This is a genomic window from Streptomyces sp. NBC_01463 (assembly GCA_036227345.1).
Classification (GTDB): domain Bacteria; phylum Actinomycetota; class Actinomycetes; order Streptomycetales; family Streptomycetaceae; genus Streptomyces.
Window position 1 is genome coordinate 500,657 of record CP109468.1, and the last position, 18,891, is coordinate 519,547.

At 74.5% G+C, this 18,891-nt stretch carries 16 protein-coding genes; 6 read left to right on the forward strand and 10 right to left on the reverse strand.

Going from position 1 to position 18,891, the window contains the following annotated elements; all coding sequences use genetic code 11:
• The 3 genes from OG521_02250 to OG521_02260 all read left to right on the forward strand — a co-directional run bounded on the left by OG521_02250 (nt 1) and on the right by OG521_02260 (nt 3,332).
• Nucleotides 1-393, forward strand: a complete 393-nt coding sequence (locus OG521_02250; protein ID WUW19662.1) for a nuclear transport factor 2 family protein — start codon at nt 1-3, stop codon at nt 391-393.
• 75 nt (nt 394-468) lie between these two features.
• Nucleotides 469-2,595 carry a SpoIIE family protein phosphatase gene (locus OG521_02255; protein ID WUW19663.1) on the forward strand — a complete coding sequence of 709 codons (2,127 nt, stop codon included), beginning with the start codon at nt 469-471 and terminating at the stop codon, nt 2,593-2,595.
• A gap of 62 nt (nt 2,596-2,657) precedes the next feature.
• A complete protein-coding gene (locus tag OG521_02260; GenBank protein ID WUW19664.1) occupies nt 2,658-3,332 on the forward strand; it encodes a formylglycine-generating enzyme family protein in 675 nt (224 codons plus the stop codon).
• A gap of 8 nt (nt 3,333-3,340) precedes the next feature.
• Here the strand turns inward: OG521_02260 and OG521_02265 are convergent, their stop codons facing one another.
• From OG521_02265 to OG521_02310, 10 genes are read right to left on the reverse strand one after another with little or no spacing between them, the layout of a single operon-like run.
• On the reverse strand, nt 3,341-4,897 hold the full coding sequence (locus OG521_02265; GenBank protein WUW19665.1) for an ATP-binding cassette domain-containing protein: 1,557 nt from the start codon (nt 4,895-4,897) through the stop codon (nt 3,341-3,343).
• A complete protein-coding gene (locus OG521_02270; protein ID WUW26551.1) occupies nt 4,894-5,778 on the reverse strand; it encodes an ABC transporter permease subunit in 885 nt (294 codons plus the stop codon). The genes OG521_02265 and OG521_02270 overlap by 4 nt, the downstream gene beginning before the upstream one ends.
• Entirely contained in the window at nt 5,778-6,731 is a 954-nt protein-coding gene (locus OG521_02275) for an ABC transporter permease (GenBank protein WUW19666.1), read from the reverse strand. The genes OG521_02270 and OG521_02275 overlap by 1 nt, the downstream gene beginning before the upstream one ends.
• Nucleotides 6,728-8,332 carry an ABC transporter substrate-binding protein gene (locus OG521_02280; protein WUW19667.1) on the reverse strand — a complete coding sequence of 535 codons (1,605 nt, stop codon included), beginning with the start codon at nt 8,330-8,332 and terminating at the stop codon, nt 6,728-6,730. Before OG521_02280 ends, OG521_02275 begins: the two co-directional genes overlap by 4 nt.
• A gap of 51 nt (nt 8,333-8,383) precedes the next feature.
• Nucleotides 8,384-9,172 (reverse strand): class I SAM-dependent methyltransferase, encoded by a 789-nt coding sequence (locus OG521_02285; GenBank protein ID WUW19668.1) that lies wholly within the window; start codon nt 9,170-9,172, stop codon nt 8,384-8,386.
• A 10-nt stretch (nt 9,173-9,182) separates the two neighbouring features.
• Nucleotides 9,183-10,442 (reverse strand): MFS transporter, encoded by a 1,260-nt coding sequence (locus OG521_02290; GenBank protein WUW19669.1) that lies wholly within the window; start codon nt 10,440-10,442, stop codon nt 9,183-9,185.
• Nucleotides 10,439-11,584 (reverse strand): dipeptide epimerase, encoded by a 1,146-nt coding sequence (locus OG521_02295; GenBank protein ID WUW19670.1) that lies wholly within the window; start codon nt 11,582-11,584, stop codon nt 10,439-10,441. Before OG521_02295 ends, OG521_02290 begins: the two co-directional genes overlap by 4 nt.
• Complete coding sequence (locus OG521_02300) at nt 11,581-12,777, reverse strand: PLP-dependent cysteine synthase family protein (protein ID WUW19671.1); 1,197 nt, start codon at nt 12,775-12,777, stop codon at nt 11,581-11,583. Before OG521_02300 ends, OG521_02295 begins: the two co-directional genes overlap by 4 nt.
• Nucleotides 12,774-13,607 (reverse strand): hypothetical protein, encoded by an 834-nt coding sequence (locus tag OG521_02305; protein WUW19672.1) that lies wholly within the window; start codon nt 13,605-13,607, stop codon nt 12,774-12,776. The genes OG521_02300 and OG521_02305 overlap by 4 nt, the downstream gene beginning before the upstream one ends.
• The gene (locus tag OG521_02310) at nt 13,604-14,860 is read right to left on the reverse strand and encodes an ATP-grasp domain-containing protein (GenBank protein ID WUW19673.1); all 1,257 of its coding nucleotides are present in this window, start codon (nt 14,858-14,860) and stop codon (nt 13,604-13,606) included. Before OG521_02310 ends, OG521_02305 begins: the two co-directional genes overlap by 4 nt.
• A gap of 320 nt (nt 14,861-15,180) precedes the next feature.
• Here OG521_02310 and OG521_02315 point away from each other — a divergent pair, with 320 nt between their 5' ends.
• From OG521_02315 to OG521_02325, 3 genes are all read left to right on the forward strand, one after another.
• Nucleotides 15,181-16,473, forward strand: coding sequence for a phosphoribosyltransferase (locus OG521_02315; protein WUW19674.1), 1,293 nt, complete (start codon nt 15,181-15,183; stop codon nt 16,471-16,473).
• 253 nt (nt 16,474-16,726) lie between these two features.
• Nucleotides 16,727-17,794, forward strand: coding sequence for a tetratricopeptide repeat protein (locus OG521_02320; protein WUW19675.1), 1,068 nt, complete (start codon nt 16,727-16,729; stop codon nt 17,792-17,794).
• The gene (locus OG521_02325; GenBank protein WUW19676.1) at nt 17,791-18,840 is read left to right on the forward strand and encodes a polyprenyl synthetase family protein; all 1,050 of its coding nucleotides are present in this window, start codon (nt 17,791-17,793) and stop codon (nt 18,838-18,840) included. Before OG521_02320 ends, OG521_02325 begins: the two co-directional genes overlap by 4 nt.
• The last annotated feature ends 51 nt before the right edge of the window (nt 18,841-18,891 follow it).

The window sequence follows — 18,891 nt, forward strand, 5'->3', positions numbered from 1 at the left end:
ATGCACCCCTTCCGCACCGCTGTCGAGGCGCACGACCACGCCGCCATCGAGGCGACGCTGGCCGAGGACGTCGTGTTCACCAGCCCGGTGGCGTTCAAGCCCTACCCCGGCCGGCCGGTCACCGCCGCGATCCTGCGCGCGGTCTCCGAGGTGTTCACGGACTTCCGCTACGTCCGCGAGATGGCGAGCGAGGACGGCCGCGACCACGCCCTGGTGTTCGAGGCGAAGGTGGACGACCGGGAGATCACCGGCTGCGACTTCCTCCACATGAACGAGGCGGGCGAGATCGACGACCTGATGGTCATGGTCCGGCCCCTCTCCGCTGCGCAGGCGCTCGCCGCCGCCATGGGTGCGCGGTTCGACCGGATCACCCGCGAGGCCTCGGCGGGGTGAGCACGGCTCCGGGACCCCCGGCCGCACGGCCGGTACCACCAGGTCGACCGCAGAACGTGGGCGTATGGTCCGAATATGGACAACGTACGGCCCCGCACGGAGTCCGGGGCGGAGCTCCTGGACCGGGCCGTGGCACGGGCCGTCCGGCGGACCGGCGCCTCCGTGGCCATGCTGTACCTCCTGGCGCCGGGCGAGTCCACGCTGCGGCTGACCGTTCTCGCCGGGGTGCCGGCCGAGTTCGCCGCCCCGTGGACCCGGGTCCCGCTCTCCGCTCCGATGCCGGTGGCCGACGCCCTGAAGGACCAGCATCTGGTCTGGCTCGGCAGCCAGGAGGAGCTGGCCAGACGCTATCCGCGGCCCGCGCTCGTGCTGCCGTACCGCTTCGCACTGGCCGCCGCGCCGGTGCTCACGGGCGCCGCCGTGTGGGGTGGCCTGGTGCTGCTGTGGCCGGGCTCGCACCCGCCGCAGCTCAGCCCCGAGGAGCGGGCCGCGGTCCATGCCGGGTGCGGTGAGATCGCCCTGGTGCTGCACGAGGCCGAGGAACACGGCCGTCCCGTGCCGCCCGACCTCGGCCTGCGGGTCCTGCCGCCCCTCAGCGCACCGCCGCCCGACACCGCCACGGCGTCCCGCGCGGCGGAGTACCTCCAGCGGCTGCCGGGCGGCTGCTGCGCCCTCGACATGCACGGCCGGATCACGTTCCTCACCGACACCGGGGCCGAACTGGTCGGCGGGAGCGCGGCCGACCTGATGGGGACGCTGCCCTGGGAGTCGCTGCCCTGGCTGGACGACCCGCTCTTCGAGGACCAGTACCGCGGGGCCGTGGTCAGCCGTCAGCCGACCTCGTTCACCGCGCTGCGCCCGCCCGATCGGTGGCTCTCGTTCCGCCTCTACCCGGACGCCTCGGGCATCAGCGTGTACATCACGCCCGGCACCGCCGCGCACGCGGCGGGGCCCGCCGCGGAGTCCCCCGCGCCGTCGAGCGCCCCGAGCCGTGCCGTCGCGCTCTACCACCTGATGCATCTGGCCGCGACGCTCACCGAGGCCGTCGGCATCCAGGACGTGGTCGGGCTGCTCTCCGACCAGCTCGTCCCCGCCTTCCGGATCCAGGCGCTCGCCGTGATGACCGCGGCGGAGGGCCGGCTGCGGGTCGAGGGCCACCACGGCTTCGCCCCCGAGCTCATGGACCGCTTCGACGGCGCCCCGCTGGCCTCACGCACCCCGGCCGCTCACGTCCTGACCACCGGGGTGCCCAGCTTCTACCGCTCGTTCGCGGAGCTGAAGCGTGCCTACCCGCCCGCCGTGCTCCAGGAGGGCCTGGCGGCGTGGGCGTTCCTGCCGTTGATCGCCTCGGGCCGCCCGGTCGGCTCACTGGTGCTCGCCTACGAGATGACCCGCCCGTTCGAACCGGAGGAACGCGCGCTCCTCGCGTCGATCGCCGGACTGATCGCACAGGCCCTGGACCGGGCCCGCCTGTACGACGCGAAGGACCAGCTGGCCCACAGCCTGCAGGCCCATCTGCTCCCCCACACCCTGCCGCGGATCCCCGGTCTGGACATCGCCGCCCGCTATCTGCCGGCGGCCCACGGCACGGGCATCGGCGGCGACTTCTACGACGTCATCCGCCTCGACGCCACCACCGCGGCCGCCACCATCGGCGACGTCCAGGGCCACAACGTGAAGGCGGCCGCCCTGATGGGCCAGGTCCGCACCGCGGTGCACGCCTCGGCGGGGGCGCCGCCGGCCGAGGTGCTGGCCCGCACCAACCGGCTGCTCACCGACCTCGACCCCGGCCTGTTCACCAGCTGCCTCTACGTCCATCTCGACCTGGCCGGGCACCGCGCCCTGCTGGCCACGGCCGGGCACCCGCCGCCGCTCCTGCACCACCCCGGCGGGCACACCGAGGTACTGCGGCTGCCGCCTGGTCTGCTGCTGGGCATCGACCCGGAGGCCACGTACCCGACGACCGAGATCCCGCTGCCGGCGGGCGCCGCGCTCGCCCTGTACACCGACGGACTCGTCGAGGCGCCCGGCACCGATCTCGACGAGGCGACCGCGGCCCTGGCCGAGCAGTTCACCCGGGCCGCCGGCCGGCCCATGGAAGCCCTCGCCGACACGCTCGTCCGCTATGCCGAACGGTCCACACCGGGCAGCGACGACATCGCGCTGCTCCTCATCAAGGCGCTGGCGGAACAGCCGGGTTGACCGGGGACCTCGCGCAGGGCGCACGGTCTTGCCGAAGGCGCCGTTGATAGGATCACCGCCCCATGGACCCCAGCACCGAGATCACGATGACCGACGTTCCGCCGGGGCGGGTGACCCTGTCCGACCGTCGTACGCAGCGCAGCTGGACGGTCGATGTCGCACCGTTCCGGCTCGGTACGCACCCCGTGACCCAGGCCCAGTACGCGCAGGTCACGGGCGAGCGGCCGAGTACCGCGCAGGGCGACCCACTGCCGGTCGAGGGCGTCTCCTGGCTGGACGCCGTCGGTTTCTGCAACGCACTGTCCCTGCGCGAGGGGCTGACGCCCGCCTACCTCCTCCACCCCGAGGCCGGGCAGATCCGGTGGGAGGCGGCCGCCGACGGTTACCGGCTGCCGGCCGAGGCCGAGTGGGAGCACGCGTGCCGGGCGGGCACGACGCAGGCGCGGTACGGCCCCCTCGACGACATCGCCTGGTATCGCGGCAACTCCCTTGAGCGGCCGCACGAGGTGGGCGGCCGGCTGCCCAACGACTGGGGCCTGTACGACACGTTGGGCAATGTGTGGGAGTGGTGCTGGGACGTCTACGACGCCGAGGTGTACGGCAGCTACCGGGTGCTGCGGGGCGGTGGCTGGTTCGACGAGCACTGGAGCTGCCGGGCCTCGGTGCGGCGGCGCAGCCACCCCACGTTCCGGATCGACGACACGGGGTTCCGCGTCGCCCGCTCCGGAACACGGTAGAGCCTCCGTCAGCCGGCCGCGCCCCGGAACTGCCGGGCCGCGTGGACCAGTTCGGCGGTGAAGGGGTGGCGCGGCGCGTGCAGTACGTCGTGCGCCGCCCCGGTCTCCACGATGCGGCCGCGCTCCATCACGGCGATCCGGCCGGCGCGGGCCGCCGTGTCCAGGTCGTGGGTGATAAGGACGAGCGCCGGGATCGCGCCCGACCCGAGCAGCTCCGTGAGGAGCCCGAGGAGGGAGGTCCGGGTGAAGGTGTCGAGGCCCGAGGTGATCTCGTCGCAGACCAGGACCTCGGGGCGGGCGAGCAGGGCGCGGGCGAGGGCGGCCCGGCGGAGTTCGCCGCCGGACAACTGCCCCGGCAGGCGCAGGGAGCGCTGTGCGGGGAGGTCCAGGGTGCTCAGCGCGGTGAGCGCCTCGGCTCTGGCCTCGGCCGGGTCCAGGCCGCGCAGCCGGACGGCCGTCCGTGCGATCTGGCCGAGCACGGGGCGGTGGGCGTCGAAGGCCGCCTCCGCGTCCTGGAAGACGTACTGGACAGCGGCCAGTTGCTCACGGCGACGGTCGCGCAGGCTGCGCGGCAGCGGCCTGCCGTTCAGCAGCACCTCGCCGTCGTGGTCGCGGTGGAGTCCGCCGATGCAGCGGGCCAGGGTGGTCTTGCCGCTGCCCGACCGGCCGACGACGGCGAGGCATTCACCGGCGCCCACGGTGAGTTCCGCGTCGTGGAGCACGGGGGTCCGGCCGTGGCGCGCGGTGAGGGCGCGTACGTCCAGCACCGTGCCGCCCGCTGTCGCCGCGATGGGCCGCATGTCCCGTGGTTCGGCCAGGAGCCGGCGGGTCCAGGTGTCATCAGGATCGTGCAGAACCTGCGCCGCGGGGCCTGCAGCGACGGCCTTTCCGTCGCGGAGGACGACCACGTCGTCGGCGAGCGCACGGACGACGTCCAGGTCGTGGCTGAGCAGGACGACGGCGACGCCCTGGCCGGCGACGGCGGCCAGGCGCTCGACGATGCGACGTTTCGTCAGGGGGTCCTGTCCGGTGGTGGGTTCGTCCGCGACGACCGCCCGGGCGCCCAGCAGGAGGGCCTGGGCGAGGACCACTCGCTGCTGCTGGCCGCCGGACAGCTGATGCGGAAAACGGCGCAGCATCGCTTCCGCGTCGGGTAGTTGGACGCGCGCGAGGGCATCCAGGACCCGGTCGCGAACCGCTGCCCGGCGCCGGCGCCCCGGGAGGTGCCGCACCTGACGCCGGGCGATGTCCCTCAGCAGCGCGCCGATCCGGCGGGCGGGATTGAGCACCGTGGCCGGGTGCTGCGGCACGTAGCCGATCAGACCGCCCGCCACCCGCACGGTGCCCGTCACACGCGCCCCTGGCGGGTACTCGCCCAGCAGGGCGAGCCCGGTGGTCGTCTTCCCGCTGCCCGAGGCGCCCACCAGGGCGAGGATCCGCCCGGGCAGCACCCGCAGGCCGACACCGTCGACGATCGCCCGCCCGCCGATCTCCACCCGGAGCCCTTCGACCACGGCGACGGGCTCTGCCTCAGCCGCCGTACGGTTCTGCGCGGCCGTGTTCACGGGCGCCTCTCCTTGCTGTCGGAACGTACGAGTGCGGCGTCGGCCAGCAGGTTCCCGCCCATGGTGAGCGCGACGATCAGCAGGGCCGGGACGACGACCGCCCACGGCTGGACGAACAGGCCGGTACGGTTGCGGTCCACCATCACCGCCCAGTCGGCGGCGTCCGGCCCGACGCCCACACCGAGGAACGCCGCGGTGGCCACCAGGTACAGCGCCCCGGTCAGGCGTACGCCCGCGTCGGCGACCAGCGGCCGGGCGGCCGACCTTCCGACGTAGCCGAAGGCGATGCGTGCCCAGCTCTCGCCCTGCATGCGCAGCGCCTCGACCGCAGGGCGCGAGGCGGCCTCGGCCCCGGCGGCGCGGACGATTCTGGCCGCGTCCGGGACGTTGACGAGGGCCACCAGCAGCGCGAGACCGGCAGGCCCCGGTTCGACGACGGCGGCGACCAGCAGAATCAGCAGCAGCGACGGCACGGAGAGCAGGACGTCCAGCGGACGCATCAGCAGCTCCTCCGCCCAGGCCCGGCGGGTGAGGGCGCAGACGAAGCCGACGGGCAGCGCCACGGCGTAGGCCAGGGCCGTCGATGCGAGCGCGATCAGCACCACCGGCCGGCCGCCGAGCAGCACCTGCCGGCCGACGTCGCGGCCGACGAAGTCGGTCCCGAGCCAGTGTCCGCCTCCCGGGGTGAACGAGGTTCCGCGCGCTCCGGCCTCCCCGGCGAACAGCGGTCCGGCCAGTGCCAGTACGAGCGGCACCAGGATGACGGCCAGGCCGGGCAGGAGACGGCCGAAGCGGGCCCGGGCACGCCCGTCGTCGCTCCTTCGCCGCCCGACGACGAGCGTCTTCAGTCCGCGCCGGGAACGGGCGAGCGCGAGGGCCATCACGCCGCCACCCCCGCTCGCGGGGCGAAGCGGTGGGTGACCAGGTCCGCTCCGAGGTTAAGCAGGACCGTGGCGACGCCGAACACGACCGCGAGGCCCTGCACCACGGGGACGTCCCGTTCCGCGACGGCGTTCATCAGGACCGTGCCGAGTCCCGGAATGACGAACAGCGCCTCCACCACGACCACGCCGCACAGCAGCCAGTCGATCGTGCGGGCCAGTTGCTGAGCGGCCGGAGCGAGCGCGTTCGGTAGCGCGTGGGCGTAGCGGACGCGGGCGCCTGACAGTCCGTGGCGGCTGGCGTGTGCGACGTACGGCGAGGCCAGCGCGTCGGCCATCCCGGCGCGGATCAGCCGGGCGAGCGAGCACACCGGGCGCGCCAGCAGGACCAGGACGGGGAGCACCAGGGCGGCCGGGTGGGCGGGCAGGTCGGTGCCGTACCCGACGGCGGTCGGCGGCAGCCAGCCGAGCCGCAGCGCGAAGACGGTGACCAGGAGGACACCGAGTGCGAACTCCGGTACGGCGTAGAGGCCGAGCAGGACCGCGCTGACGAACCGGTCGACGGCGCGTCCCTGGTGCCGGGCGGCCAGCACGCCGAGGCCGACTGCCGCCGGGACGAGGAGCACGACCGTCGGGACGGCGAGCAGGAGGGTCGGGCCGAAGCCGTCGCCGAGGTAGGAGGCTACGGGCCGCCCCGAGGTCAGCGAGACTCCGAGGTCGCCGTGGAGCAGCCCGGCCGACCAGTCCAGCAGCCGTTCGTGCGGCGGCCGGTCCAGGTGCAGGGCGGCCCGGACCGTCTCGATCCGTTCCGGGTCCGGCTGGTCACCGGCGAGGGCCACGGCGGCGTCGCCGGGCAGCGCCTCGGTGAGGGCGAGGACGAGCAGCACGACGGCCGCGGTCTGCACCCCGCCGAGCAGCAGCCGCCGCGCCGCCCAGGGCAGGGGTCCGCTCACGCCAGCCACACCTTGTCGAAGCGGGCCCAGTCCAGGGTGTTGGCGGGCGCCTGCCGCTCGACGCCCCGGACCGTGCGGGCGGTGCCGAGTATCCAGTCGGCGAAGCCCCAGATCAGGAAGGGGCCTTCGGTGTGGAGGCGGCGCTGCATGCGGGAGTAGACGGCGGCGCGCTCCCGCGGGTCCCTCGTCGACTGGGCCTGCTGGTAGAGGGTGTCGAAGTCGGGGTGGCGCCACTTGGTCGCGTTGGTGGTCGAACCGGTCAGCAGGCGCTGGGAGAGGTGTGACTCGATGGGCATGGCGCCGGAGCGGTAGCAGCAGAGGGTGCCGGCGTCGAGGATGTCCTTCCAGTAGGTGTCCTTGCTGCCGGTCCTCACCTCGACGGTGATGCCTGCCCGGGCCGCCTGGTCGCGGAAGACGGCCGCGGCCTCAGTGAATCCGGCGGCGACGGGTGAAGTGTCGAGGGTGATCCGCAGGTCATCGGCGCCGGCCTGCCTCAGCAGGCTGCGGGCCCGGCCGAGGTCCTGTTCGCGCTGGGGCAGAGCGTCGGCGTAGTACTCGTACCCCTTGCCGAAGAGGTCGTTGCCGATCTCGCCGGCGCCGGAGAGGGCTCCCTTGACGAGTTCCGCGCGGTCGGCGACGAGCAGCAGGGCCTGCCGGACGCGCCGGTCGTCGAACGGTGGCCGGTCGGTCTTCATGGCGAAGGACTGCATCGCGCTGTTGCGCAGGCGCACGATCCGGATCCGCCCGCCGTCCTCGTGGGCGCGGGCGGTCGCCGGGTTCAGCTCGTGGGCGTACTCGACCTGGCCGCCGAGCAGGGCGTTGACGCGTGCGGACTCCTCGTTGGCGACGACGAACTCCAGCTCGTCGAGGTGCGGGGCGCCGTCCCAGTAGGCGTCGTTGCGCCGCAGGACGGTGGACCGGCCGGGGGCGAAGGACACCAGCCGGAACGGTCCGCTGCCGACGGGCCGGTGGTCGAAGTCGCCGTCCCGGGCGGTCGCGGGGACGACGTACGCGCCGAACGCGGCCATGACGTTGGGGAATTCGGCCGTCGGACGCTTGAGGACGAACTCGACGGTCCGCGCGTCCAGGGCCCTGCTGGCCGCGAGGTCGACCGGTTCGAGTGACGCCTTCGCGCGAAAGGTGCGCGCGGGGTCGGCGATGCGGCGGTAGCTGTGCAGTACGTCCTTCGCGGTGACCGGCCGCCCGTCGTGGAAGACGGCGGCCCGCAGGGAGACCTTCCACCGGTCCAGGGTCCTGTTGGGCTCCCAGGAGGAGGCGAGGCGGGGCTGAGCGGAGAGGTCGGCGCCGTAGTCGGCCAGCTTGTCGTAGAGGGCCTTGGCGCGGGCCGCGTCGGCGAACAGGTTGCTCAGGTGCGGGTCGAGGGTCTCGCTCGCACCGCCCCCGGCGAAGGCGGCCCTGAGCCGTCCGCCGCGCTTCGGCCGACCGGCCTCGCCGTCGACGTCGGCCCGGGTGTCCGAGGGGCCGGCGCAGCCGGTCAGCCCGAGGGTGCCGAGGCCGGCCGCGCCGGAGGCGGCGAGGAAGCCGCGGCGGTGCAGGCCGGGGAAGGGTGTCGCTGTCGTGGTGCGTTCGTCGCTGGGCATGGGGATGTCCTTGATCCGGTGGGAGCGTACGAGGAAGGAGGAGGGGCCCGGTCAGCTGCCCGTGAGCCGGGCGATGACGTGGAGGCGGTCGGCGTCGGCCGTTCCGGTGGGCAGGAGGCCCTCGCGCCAGGGGGGTTCGGTGCGTGGGCCGGGGCCGTCGTGGAGGTCGAGGACCTCGAATCCGTGGGCGGTGAGGGCCTGTCGGAGCTCGGCGGGGAGCAACAGCCGCCAGGCGGAGCATTGTTCGACCGGGGATGAGCCGTCGTCCGTGGTCCAGGTGCGGCTGCGGTGCAGCAGGCGGGCGGCCGGGTCCACGCGCAGCCGGGTGACGGAGCGGTGGACGACGCCCCGATGGGTGAAGGTGTGGACGGCCGGGGCCGTGGGGAGTGCGGCGCCGCGGAGGAAGTACGCGCCGTTGCGTATCTCCGCGACGAGCAGACCGCCGGGCGTCAGACTGCGTCGGCAGGAGGTGAGGAAGCTGTCGGTCTCGGCGTCGGTCCGGCAGTAGAGCAGCGCACTGTCCAGACAGACGACGGCGTCGAAGCGCCGTGCTCCCAGGTCGAACCCCCTCAGGTCGGCCCGGAGATACTCCGGCCCAGGGTGCTCACGGGAGGCATGCCGGAGCATCGCGCCGGAGAGGTCGGCACCGGTAACGGCGCGCCCCGCCGCATGGAGGTGGGCGGCGTCGCGGCCGGTGCCGCAGCCTATGTCCAGGACGCGCGGTCCGGCTCCGTACCTCCTGAGCGTCTCCTCGGTCCAGCGTCCGGCGAGCCGTTCGGGGTCCGGGAAGCGGGCCTCGTACAGCGCCGGGTTGTCGGTGAGCAGGTTGGCGTCGTCCACGGGGCTCTCCTCAGGCATGGACGGGTACGGGAACCGGTCGGCCGGGCAGCGTGCCGCGGCGGTGGAGGCGTAGGGTCCCGGCGGCGGACACGAGACCGAGCACCAGACAGCAGGCCCAGGGCAGCCAGCCGGCGCCGATGCGCTGACCGGTGTCCATCGCCCAGCCGACGGCGGCGTTCCCCAGGGCGGCGGCGATGCCGGACACGACGTAGAAGACACCGAAGTAGGTGCCGGTGAGGCCGGGCCTGCCGAAGGCGGGGATCAGTTCCATCACGAACGGCTGGGCGACCATGAGCCCGGTCTGCAGCAGCAGGGAACCCGCAAGGACGGGTATCGCGCGCAGCACCGCCTGGCTCGTGTCCGTGTCCGGCGGGGCGCCGGACGTCACCAGCACGGGCGGCACGAAGGCCGCGGCCGTCAGCAGCAGACCCGTGGCGATCCAGGTGGCCCGGCTGCCCCGCCGTTTCAGGGCGCGGGTGATGCGCAGCTGGAACGCCAGTCCGGCGAGCGTCCCCACGAGGAACACCAGGCCCGCCGCACCGTCCCAGCCGGTGGCCCTGCGGGCGCCGTCGGGGAACAGCAGATAGAGCTGGCTCTCCAGAGCGACCATGCCGGCCAGCGCGCACGCGAAGGCCATGAAGGGGCGGTTGCGGACCACTTCGCGCCAGTCGGCGAGTACGCCGCTCGTGGCCGGTGCGGCCCGGCGGGGCGGCAGCACCAGGGCCTGGGCGACGGTGAGCACGGCGAAGATCCCGGCGGCGGTGAGCGCGGCTGCCCGGAAGTCGACGAGGAGCAGGACGCTGCCGAGAAGGGGGCCGATGAGCGCGCCCGTCGTCGCGAAGACGTTGAACAGCGCGAACGCCTCGGCCCTGCGCTCCCCCGCCTCCTGGGCGAGGTAGCTGCGGACGGCGGGGTTGAACAACGCGCCGGCCAGTCCGCTGAGTACGGACGCGGCGAGCAGGACCGCGATCCCGTCACCGAGCGCGAATAGAGCGAAGCCGGCCGTCCGCAGTCCGCATCCGGCGATGATCACCCCGCGGGCGCCCAGCCGGTCCGCGGCCGAGCCCCCGATGACGAACAGCCCCTGCTGGCTGAGGCTGCGCACTCCGAGCACGGTGCCGACGACGGCGGCGGACATCCCGAGGCCGTCGCTCAGGTGCACGGCGAGATAGGGGATCAGCAGGTAGAAGCCGGTGTTGACGCCGAGCTGGTTGACCAGCAGAAGGCGTACGGCCGGGGGAAAGGCGCATATCTCGCGCCAGGTCTTCACGGGGTCACCTCGGCGGCCCGGATACGCACCCGTGCGGGGCCGTCCGCCACGGGGTGCGAGCGGCGCACGTCGAAGGGCGTGCGCGGGCGTACGCCGAGTCCGGGGTGACCGCTCGCCCGCACGCTGCCGTCGGTGCCGCCGATCCCCGTCCACGGGTCGTGGTCGAGCAGCAGGTGTCCGTCGAGGTCGGTCCACCGGGCGCGGTCGGCGAGGTGCACCGCGGGGGCGATGCCGAGCGAACTGGCGGTGAGGCAGCCGAGCATGAGACCGGTGCCGCTGCCGGCGATCAGCCCCGCGATGCGCAGGGCGGCGCTCACGCCTCCGCACTTGGCGAGTTTCACGTTGATGCCCTGCACCCGGCCGGCGAGCCGCCGGGCGTCCTCGATGTCCACGGCGTCCTCGTCTGCGATGACGGGCAGCGGTGAGCGTGCGGCGAGCCGGGCCAAGGCCTCGGGGTCGCCCGGGGCGACGGGCTGTTCGACGGCCTCGACGCCCAGTTCGGCGAAGCGCCCCAGCAGGACGGGCGCCGACGCGGCGCTCCAGCCGCCGTTGGGGTCGAGGAGCAGCCGCGCGTGCGGGGCGGCGGCGCGCACGGCACGTACGCGGGCGACGTCGTCCTCCGGGTCGGCCGAGCCGACCTTGAGCTTGATGACGGTGAACCCGTCGTCCGCCAGCCGGGCTGCGAGGGCGCCGGCGCGGCGGGGCGAAGTGATCCCGATGGTGCGGGCCGTGGCGGCGGCGGGTGCCGAGGCCGTGCCGATGAGGCGGTACGCGGGCAGTCCGGCACGCTTGCCGACGAGATCGAGCAGCGCCGACTCCACGGCGGCGGTGACGGCCGGCGGCGTACCGGATCCCAGCGGCCCGCCGTCACCGCCGGGGTCGCCGGACGCATGCGCGGACAGGGCGGCCAGAGCCGTCTCCGGGTCGGGGAACCTGGTGAGTGCGCGGGCGCACCGGTCCAGCCAGTGGGTCACGGTGGCGGTGTCGAGGCCGTAGTACACGCTGGTGACGGTCTCGCCGTGGCCGTGCGCACCCTCGTGCTCGATGGACAGGCGGACGGCGTCCCGGGCCGTCGTGGTGGACCGGGAGATCCGCAGCGGCTCGGCGAGCCGCAGTCCGACGGTGCGCCGGGTCGCCTTCATCGGGACTCCTCCGGTGCGTAGGGCAGGCGGACGGTGTACGGGCGGGTGTGCGGCAGCGTGTTTCCCGCGGGCGCACGGGTCGTCGCGGCGCCCGCGGGCGCACGGCTGACCGGCAGTCGCGGCGGCCGTAGGTCCTCGCGCCGGCCGGTGACCGTGCGACAGCGGGTCCAGCCGGTCGCCTCCACGGCCTGCGGATGGCGGATCTCCACCGGTCTGACCGCCGCCGTCTCCGGGACCAGTCCGTGCCGGGCGTTGAACCCGTCATTGAAGATGCTGCCGAGGTAGCGGTGCGGTCCGTCCGGGAAGACCGTCGCGACGACCGCACCCGGGTGGACTCGGGCGGCCCAGGCCGCGACGAGCGCGACGGCTCCGGTGCTCCAGCCGCCGCTGACGAAGTTGTCCCTGGCCAGCCGCCGGCAGCTGTCGGCGGCCTCGGCGGGCCCGACCCAGTGGACCTCGTCGAACTGGTCGTGCGCCACGTTGCGCGGACGGATGCTGCTGCCGAGTCCGCGCATCAGGCGGGGCCTTGCGGGCTGTCCGAAGATCGTCGAGCCGGTGGCGTCGACACCGATCAGCCGCAGTCCGGGCCAGCGCCCGCGGAGCGGACCGGCGACTCCGGCGCTGTGCCCGCCCGTTCCTACGCTGCACACGAGGATGTCCACGTGGTCGAGGCGGCCGGTGATCTCGGCGGCGAGCGAGGCGTAACCGGCGGTGTTGTCGGGGTTGTTGTACTGGTCGGGCCAGTAGGCACCGGGCAGTCCGGCGAGCAGTTCCCGGAGCCTGGCCAGCCGGGCCGCCTGCCAGCCGCCCTCGGGGGCGGGCCGGTCGACGAGTTCCAGCCGGGCTCCGTGTGCGTGCAGGAGCCGGCGCATCGACGGTTCGAGTTCGCTGTCGCCGACCAGCACGACCGGGTGGCCGAGTGCCTGGCCCGCGAAGGCGAGTCCGATGCCGAGGGTGCCGGAGGTGGACTCCACCACCGGTGCGCCGGGGCGCAGTTCGCCGCGCCGCTCGGCTCCCTGCAGCATCGACACGGCGGCGCGCGCCTTCATGCCGCCCACGGCGAAGCCTTCGAGCTTGGCCCAGAAGCCGGGGTGCGGGCAGGGCAGGTCGGCGGTGATGCGGGCGAGCGGGGTGCGGCCGACGAGCCCGAGGAGCTCGCGGTTGCCGGCGGGGCGCAGCAGTGCGGTGGTCACGGGGTGCCTCCGTACAGGTGGATGGTTCCGGGGCCGCCGTCGAGCCAGAAGAACGGGTAGGGCTCGGCGGACACCGCGGTGACTCCGGCGCCGATGAGCCGGGGCAGCACCGCGCTGCCGGTCTGGGCGAAGACGACCAGGGGTTTGCCGTGCCGCAGGGCGTGTTCCCGCAGCGGCTCGAAGGTGCCGTTGCCGAGGGTCATTCCGGAGGCGAGGATCGCGTCGCAGTCCTCCGGTCCGGCCGGCACCCGGGTCCGCACCGGCTCGCCCCATTCGGTCGTGCCGCCCTTGAGATCGCACGGCACGTAGCCGAGCCCGCGCTCACGCAGCGCCTCCAGAAGGGAGTTGACGACGCCGACGACGAGGACGGTGCCGCCCGGCGGGGTGCCGAGCAGCCCGACGACGGCGCGTGCCCGGGCCCGGGACTTCTCCAGCGAGCTGCCGGCCGGCAGCGGCCACGGCCGGGCACCGCTCCCGGGGCCGTGCGGCCGGGTGTGCAGGAGATACGTGTCGAGGGCGGCGGCCCGCACCGGGCCCAGCTCGTGGCCGAGCAGCGTGGCGACATCGGCGCCGACACAGTCGTCGACGACGCCGGCGGGCAGTTCGCCCGGCTCGACGGCACAGGAGCCGACGGCCGCGTCGAGGCGCAGGCTCAGCACCTCGTTGCGGTAGCCGCTGCCACGCCCGGCGTGGCGTACGGACTGGCGGGTGGTGAAGGCCATGGCGATGCGCCTGCTCCGCGGGTCGGGCCCGTAGCGGCCGGCCAGGACTCCGGCGACGAGGTCCTCGTAGGAGGCCGCGGCGGGCACGGTGGCGGCGGCCGCGGTCATCGGGCCGCCACCCTGGGGCGCAGCCGGGCGATGAGCGACTCGACGCGGTCCCGGGCGCCCGGGCCGTCGGCGTCGCCGGCCATGACATGGCCCAGGTAGTCGTTGTTGCTGCCCGTGGCGCCGACCCGGGTGCCGGGTGCCGCGAGGCTGAGCTCCAGCACTCCGGGCGCCGCGCCCACCTCGTCGTCGCCTTCGATCCGGTCCAGCACTCCCCCGGTTCCCGGCACCAGGAAGCCGATGGCCGCGCTGTGCAGTCCGGTGGCGCGGGGGCGCAGGTCCGGTTCGCGGCCGAGCGCCACGTTCACGCAGGCGGCGGTGATGTCGATGCCGGTCACATGGCGGACCAGTTCGGTGATGCGGTTGCCGGCCGGGCGGGGGTTGACCTCCACCACGCGCGGGCCCTCGGGGGTCAGCTTGATCTCGGTGTGCGCCACGACGGCATCCAGGCCGAGCGCCTCGACCGCAGCCACGGCGGTCTCCCGGGCCGCGCGGTCGTCCGGCCCGGTGAGCGGGGCGGGGAACATGTGGCCGGTCTCCACGAAGGCGGGTGCTCCGCCGATGCTCTTGTCCGTCACCCCGACCACCTGGGTGCGTCCGCCGGACGTCACGGTCTCGACGCTGACTTCGGGGCCGTGGAGGAACTCCTCCAGGAGTACGGCGGGGTCGCGTCGCTGCCCGCGGGCGTTGACCGGGAAGTCGGCGAGTGCGCGGTACGCCTCGGTGAGGCCGGTCTCGTCGTCGATGCGCCGCACGAACATCCCGGCGCACAGGTCGACGGGTTTGAGGACGAGCGGCAGTCCGATGTCCCGCGCGGCCCGCAGCGCCTCCGCCGGGTCGCGGCACACCGCGAACCGCGGTCCCGGCACCCCCGCTTCGGCGAGCACCCGCCGGGTGGCGTCCTTCCGGCAGGCGTTCCGCACGGCGGCCGGGGCGGGGCCGGGAAGACCCAGCCGGGCGGCGATCCCGGCGGCCGCCGGCAGGTAGTAGTCGCAGGACGTGATGACGCCGTCGAACTCCAGGGATGCGTGGGCCCGTTCGGCGAACGGCAGCAGCGTCCCGGAGTCGTTGGTGTCGGCCGTCAGCACGTGCCGGGCCGAGAGCAGCGGGTGTGCGGCGCCCTCGGGGGCGGCGCGCAGGTAGTGGTGCAGATCGCGGGTGAGGAAGGTGAACGTGTGTCCGCCTTCGCGGATCGCCCGTGGCAGCAGTCTGCTCATCGATCCGACCCAGCTCTCGACCATCAGCAGATGTGCCACGACTACCCCTCTTCGCTGTGCAGTTCAGGACCCGGGCAGGCGGCGGCACCCACCCGGGGGCCGCCCACCCGGCACGGCACACGTTATCGACAATCGTTTTCATTGTCATCTAGCGGTGCGGAATTCATCCCGGCATGCGGGGCGCCGGCCTGCGCCGCGAGGCGACTCCGGTCTGCGGATTCGCCCCCGTCCCGCCGCGGCCGGTTCGGTTCGCTCCGGCCGGAGGGTGCTCGCCGGTTGCGGGTCGCCCCGGCACGGTGTTGATTCGGAGTAGGCGGCCGGGCGGCCGCCCGTGCTCGCCTGATCCGGGGTGAATCCCTGTGCTGTTCGCCGACCGCGCCGATGCGGGGGAACGGCTTGCCGAGGCCCTTCGCCCGCTGGCCGCGAGCGACCCCGTCGTACTGGGTCTGCCGCGCGGCGGTGTGCCGGTGGCCTTCCGGGTGGCCCGCGGACTCGGCGCCGCGCTCGATGTGATCGTCGTCCGCAAGCTCGGCGTCCCGCACCACCCGGAGCTGGGCTTCGGCGCCATCGGCGAGGGCGGCGTACGGGTCATCAGCGAGGACATCATGCGCCGCGGCCGGGTGTCGGAGGCGGCAGCGGCAGCGGTCGAGCGCGCGGAGGAGGCGGAACTGACGCGCCGGGCAAGGGCGTTCCGCGGCGACCGGCCCCGCATCCCCCTGACGGGCCGCACGGTGATCGTCGTCGACGACGGGATCGCGACCGGTGCGACCGCCCGGGCCGCGTGCGAGGTGGCTCGCGCGCAGGGCGCGGCGCGCGTCGTGCTGGCCGTACCGGTGGCGCCGCCGGATGCCGCCGAACGGCTGCGGGACTCGGTGGACGAACTGGTCTGCCTGTCGACGCCGTTCGGCTTCTCGGCGGTGGGCGAGTGGTACCGCGACTTCGGCCAGACACCGGACGAGGAGGTCGTCGCGCTGCTGGGCCGGGCCGCGCCGCCGGTGCACCCCTCTGCCACCGTCGAGGTGGAGGTGGACGCGGGCGGTGTGGTCCTGCCGGGCGAGCTCACCGAGAGCGGGGACACCGGAGCGCTCGTCGTGTTCGCCCACGGCTCCGGGAGCAGCCGGCACAGCCCGCGCAACCGCGCGGTGGCCGCCACCCTGAACCGGGCCGGCCTCGGCACGCTGCTGTTCGACCTGCTCACCCCCGCCGAGGAGGCCGACCGCGCCAACGTCTTCGACATCCCCACCCTGGCCGGGCGGCTGGCCGGAGCCACCGGGTGGGTGCAGCGCCGCGCACCGGTCGCCGTCGGCGTGTTCGGGGCGAGCACCGGAGCCGCCGCCGCGCTGCGGGCCGCGGCGTCCACCGGGACGGAACGAGGGACGGGGATCGGCGCGGTCGTCTCACGCGGCGGCCGCCCCGACCTCGCCGGGGACCGTCTCGGCGACGTACGGGCCCCGACGCTGCTGATCGTGGGCGGCCACGACACCCGCGTGCTGGAGCTGAACCGGGAGGCCCAGGCCGGGCTGCGCTGCGAGAACCGGCTCGACGTCGTCGCCGGGGCGACCCACCTCTTCGAGGAGCCGGGCGCGCTCGACCAGGTCGCCGGCCTGGCCCTGGAGTGGTTCACCGGCCATCTCACGGAGCGGCCCGGCTGACCCGCGGGCGGACCGCCGGCCATCGGCGCCCCGGCGGTCCGAAGGGATGCCCGTGGGGTTTCCCGTCACGCGAAGCAACCCTGCGCACGCTTCTGTCGTCTTGATCCACAACAAGGCGGCACGCCGCACACGACCGACCTCGACCGACCCCCCACGAGCGCACGGGTCCGACTACCGTGCATCTATACGCCAGATGTATACATGGAGCGTATAGATGCAGTCGGGACGCCCTGTTCGCGCGCGAAAGGCTCCCATGCACAGCAAAGCACTGGCGCCCGAGTACCAGGGCGCCCTCACCAAGATGTCCGTGAACGCCTCCCTCACGGACGTACTGGCCGAGGGACAACGCCACCTGCGGGAAGCCGAGCTCTCCGGCTCCCCGCAGGAAGTCGCCCGCACCGGCCTCGCGGTGGCCGAGGCGCACCGCCGGCTGGGCAACGTCCAGGACGCCGACCGGGCGTGGAAGGCCAGCTACCGGGCGGCCCGGTCCGCCGACGACACGGGAGCCAGGGCCTGGGCACTGTGGAGCGGCGGGACACTCGCCCGGCAGCGGGGCGAACTGCGGCTCGCCTTCCGCCTGTTGCGGCTGGCGGCGGACCTGGGGAAGGCGGGCGGCGACGTGGTGGCGCGCGGCTACTCCCTCGCCGGCCTCGCGGAGACCGGCCGCATCCAGGGCGACTACCGGACCGTCGCCGCGCTCCACGAGCAGCTGCTCGCCGAGGCGCGCGCCCGCGGCGAGGCCCGCCACACCGTCTGGGCCCTGGAGGGCATCGCCCAGATCCACCGCAACACCGGCTCCTTCGACACCGCCCTGGAGATGTTCGAGGAGGCGGCTCAGCTCGCCGGTGACGCGGACGACCGGCGCGGACGGGCCTGGGCGCTGCGCGGCATGGCCGACATCATCTCCGTACGCGACAACGACCCGGAGCGCGCGCTCGCCCTGCTGTCCGAGGCCGAACTCACCTGTCGGGCGATGAAGCTGTCGAGCGCCCTCGCCTACAACCACAAGATGCGCGCCAACGTGTTCTACCGCGCCGGGCGGTACGAGGAGGCCCGCGAGGTCTACGAGCAGGCGCTGGCGGAGTTCCGTGAGATGACGGAGCCCCGGGGCGAGGCGCTGGCCCGGCTCGGGCTGGTGAAGTCCCTGGCCAGGCTCGGCCGCGACCGTGCGGAGACCGCCGCGGAGCTGGACGTGCTGCGCGGCACGCTGGACCGGATCGGGCTGCTCAACGCCCTCGACATGGTCGACAAGGCGTACGCGGAGCTCGGCGTCACACCGGCCGCTTCCACCGCCGAAGCCACGGCGGGCGGCAGCCGATGACGCCTCCCCTGGCCGAGCGGACCGAGGCGCCCGCCGTCCTCGCCCGCTGCCGCGATCTGGTCCGGCCGGCCCTCGGCCGGGCCGTGGCGACGCTGCATCCGTGGCATGCGGAGATCACCGCGTACTCCCTCGGCTGGGACGGGCCCGACGGCCGTGCCGTCCCCGGTGCGCAGGGCAAGGGGGTGCGGCAGGCACTGGCGGTGCTCGGGGCGGAGGCCGTCGGCGCGCAGGCGGGAAGCGCGGTCCCCGGCGCGGTGGCCGTCGAGCTGATCCACACGTTCTCGCTCCTCCACGACGACATCATGGACGGCGACGAGACCCGCCGGCAGCGGGCCACCGCCTGGAAGGCGTACGGGACCGGGCCCGCGGTCCTCGCGGGTGACGCGCTCTTCGCCCTGGCCGTGCAGACCCTGGCCGCGGCTCCCGGGGGCAGCTGCGCGCCTGCGGTCCGGCTGCTGTCGGGGGCCCTCGGCGACCTGGTCCGCGGCCAGGCCGACGACCTGCTCTTCGAGTCGCGCCCGTGGACCGGGCCCGACGCCGTGCGGCCGCAGGAGTACCGGCTGATGGCCGAGCACAAGACGGGCGCGCTGCTGGGCTGTGCCGCCGGTCTGGGCGCCGTGCTCGGCGGCGCCGGGCGCACGGAGACCGATGCCCTCACCGCGGCCGGGCGCCATCTGGGGGTGGCGTTCCAGGCGGTGGACGACGTGCTCGGCATATGGGGCGATCCGGCGGTCACCGGCAAGCCGGTCCACAGCGATCTGCGGCGGGGCAAGAAGACGTATCCGGTGCTCGCCGCCCTCACCGCCGGCGGTCCCGCCGCCCAGCGGCTCGGTGCGCTGCTGCGGTCCGGCGAACCCCTGGACGACCGCGCCGCACGGCAGGCGGTCGGCCTGACGGAGGAGGCCGGCGGACGCGCGGCCGCCGTGGCCGAGGCGGACCGGAATCTGGAGCGTGCCCGGGCCTGTCTGGAGAGCGTGACGCTGGCCCCGGACCCGCTGGCGGACCTCCTCGCCCTGCTGCCGTACTTCACCGCACGCACCCTGTGACGCCCCGCGCGGCCGGCCCCGGCCGGCCGCGCACCCGCCCCCGCACGCGGC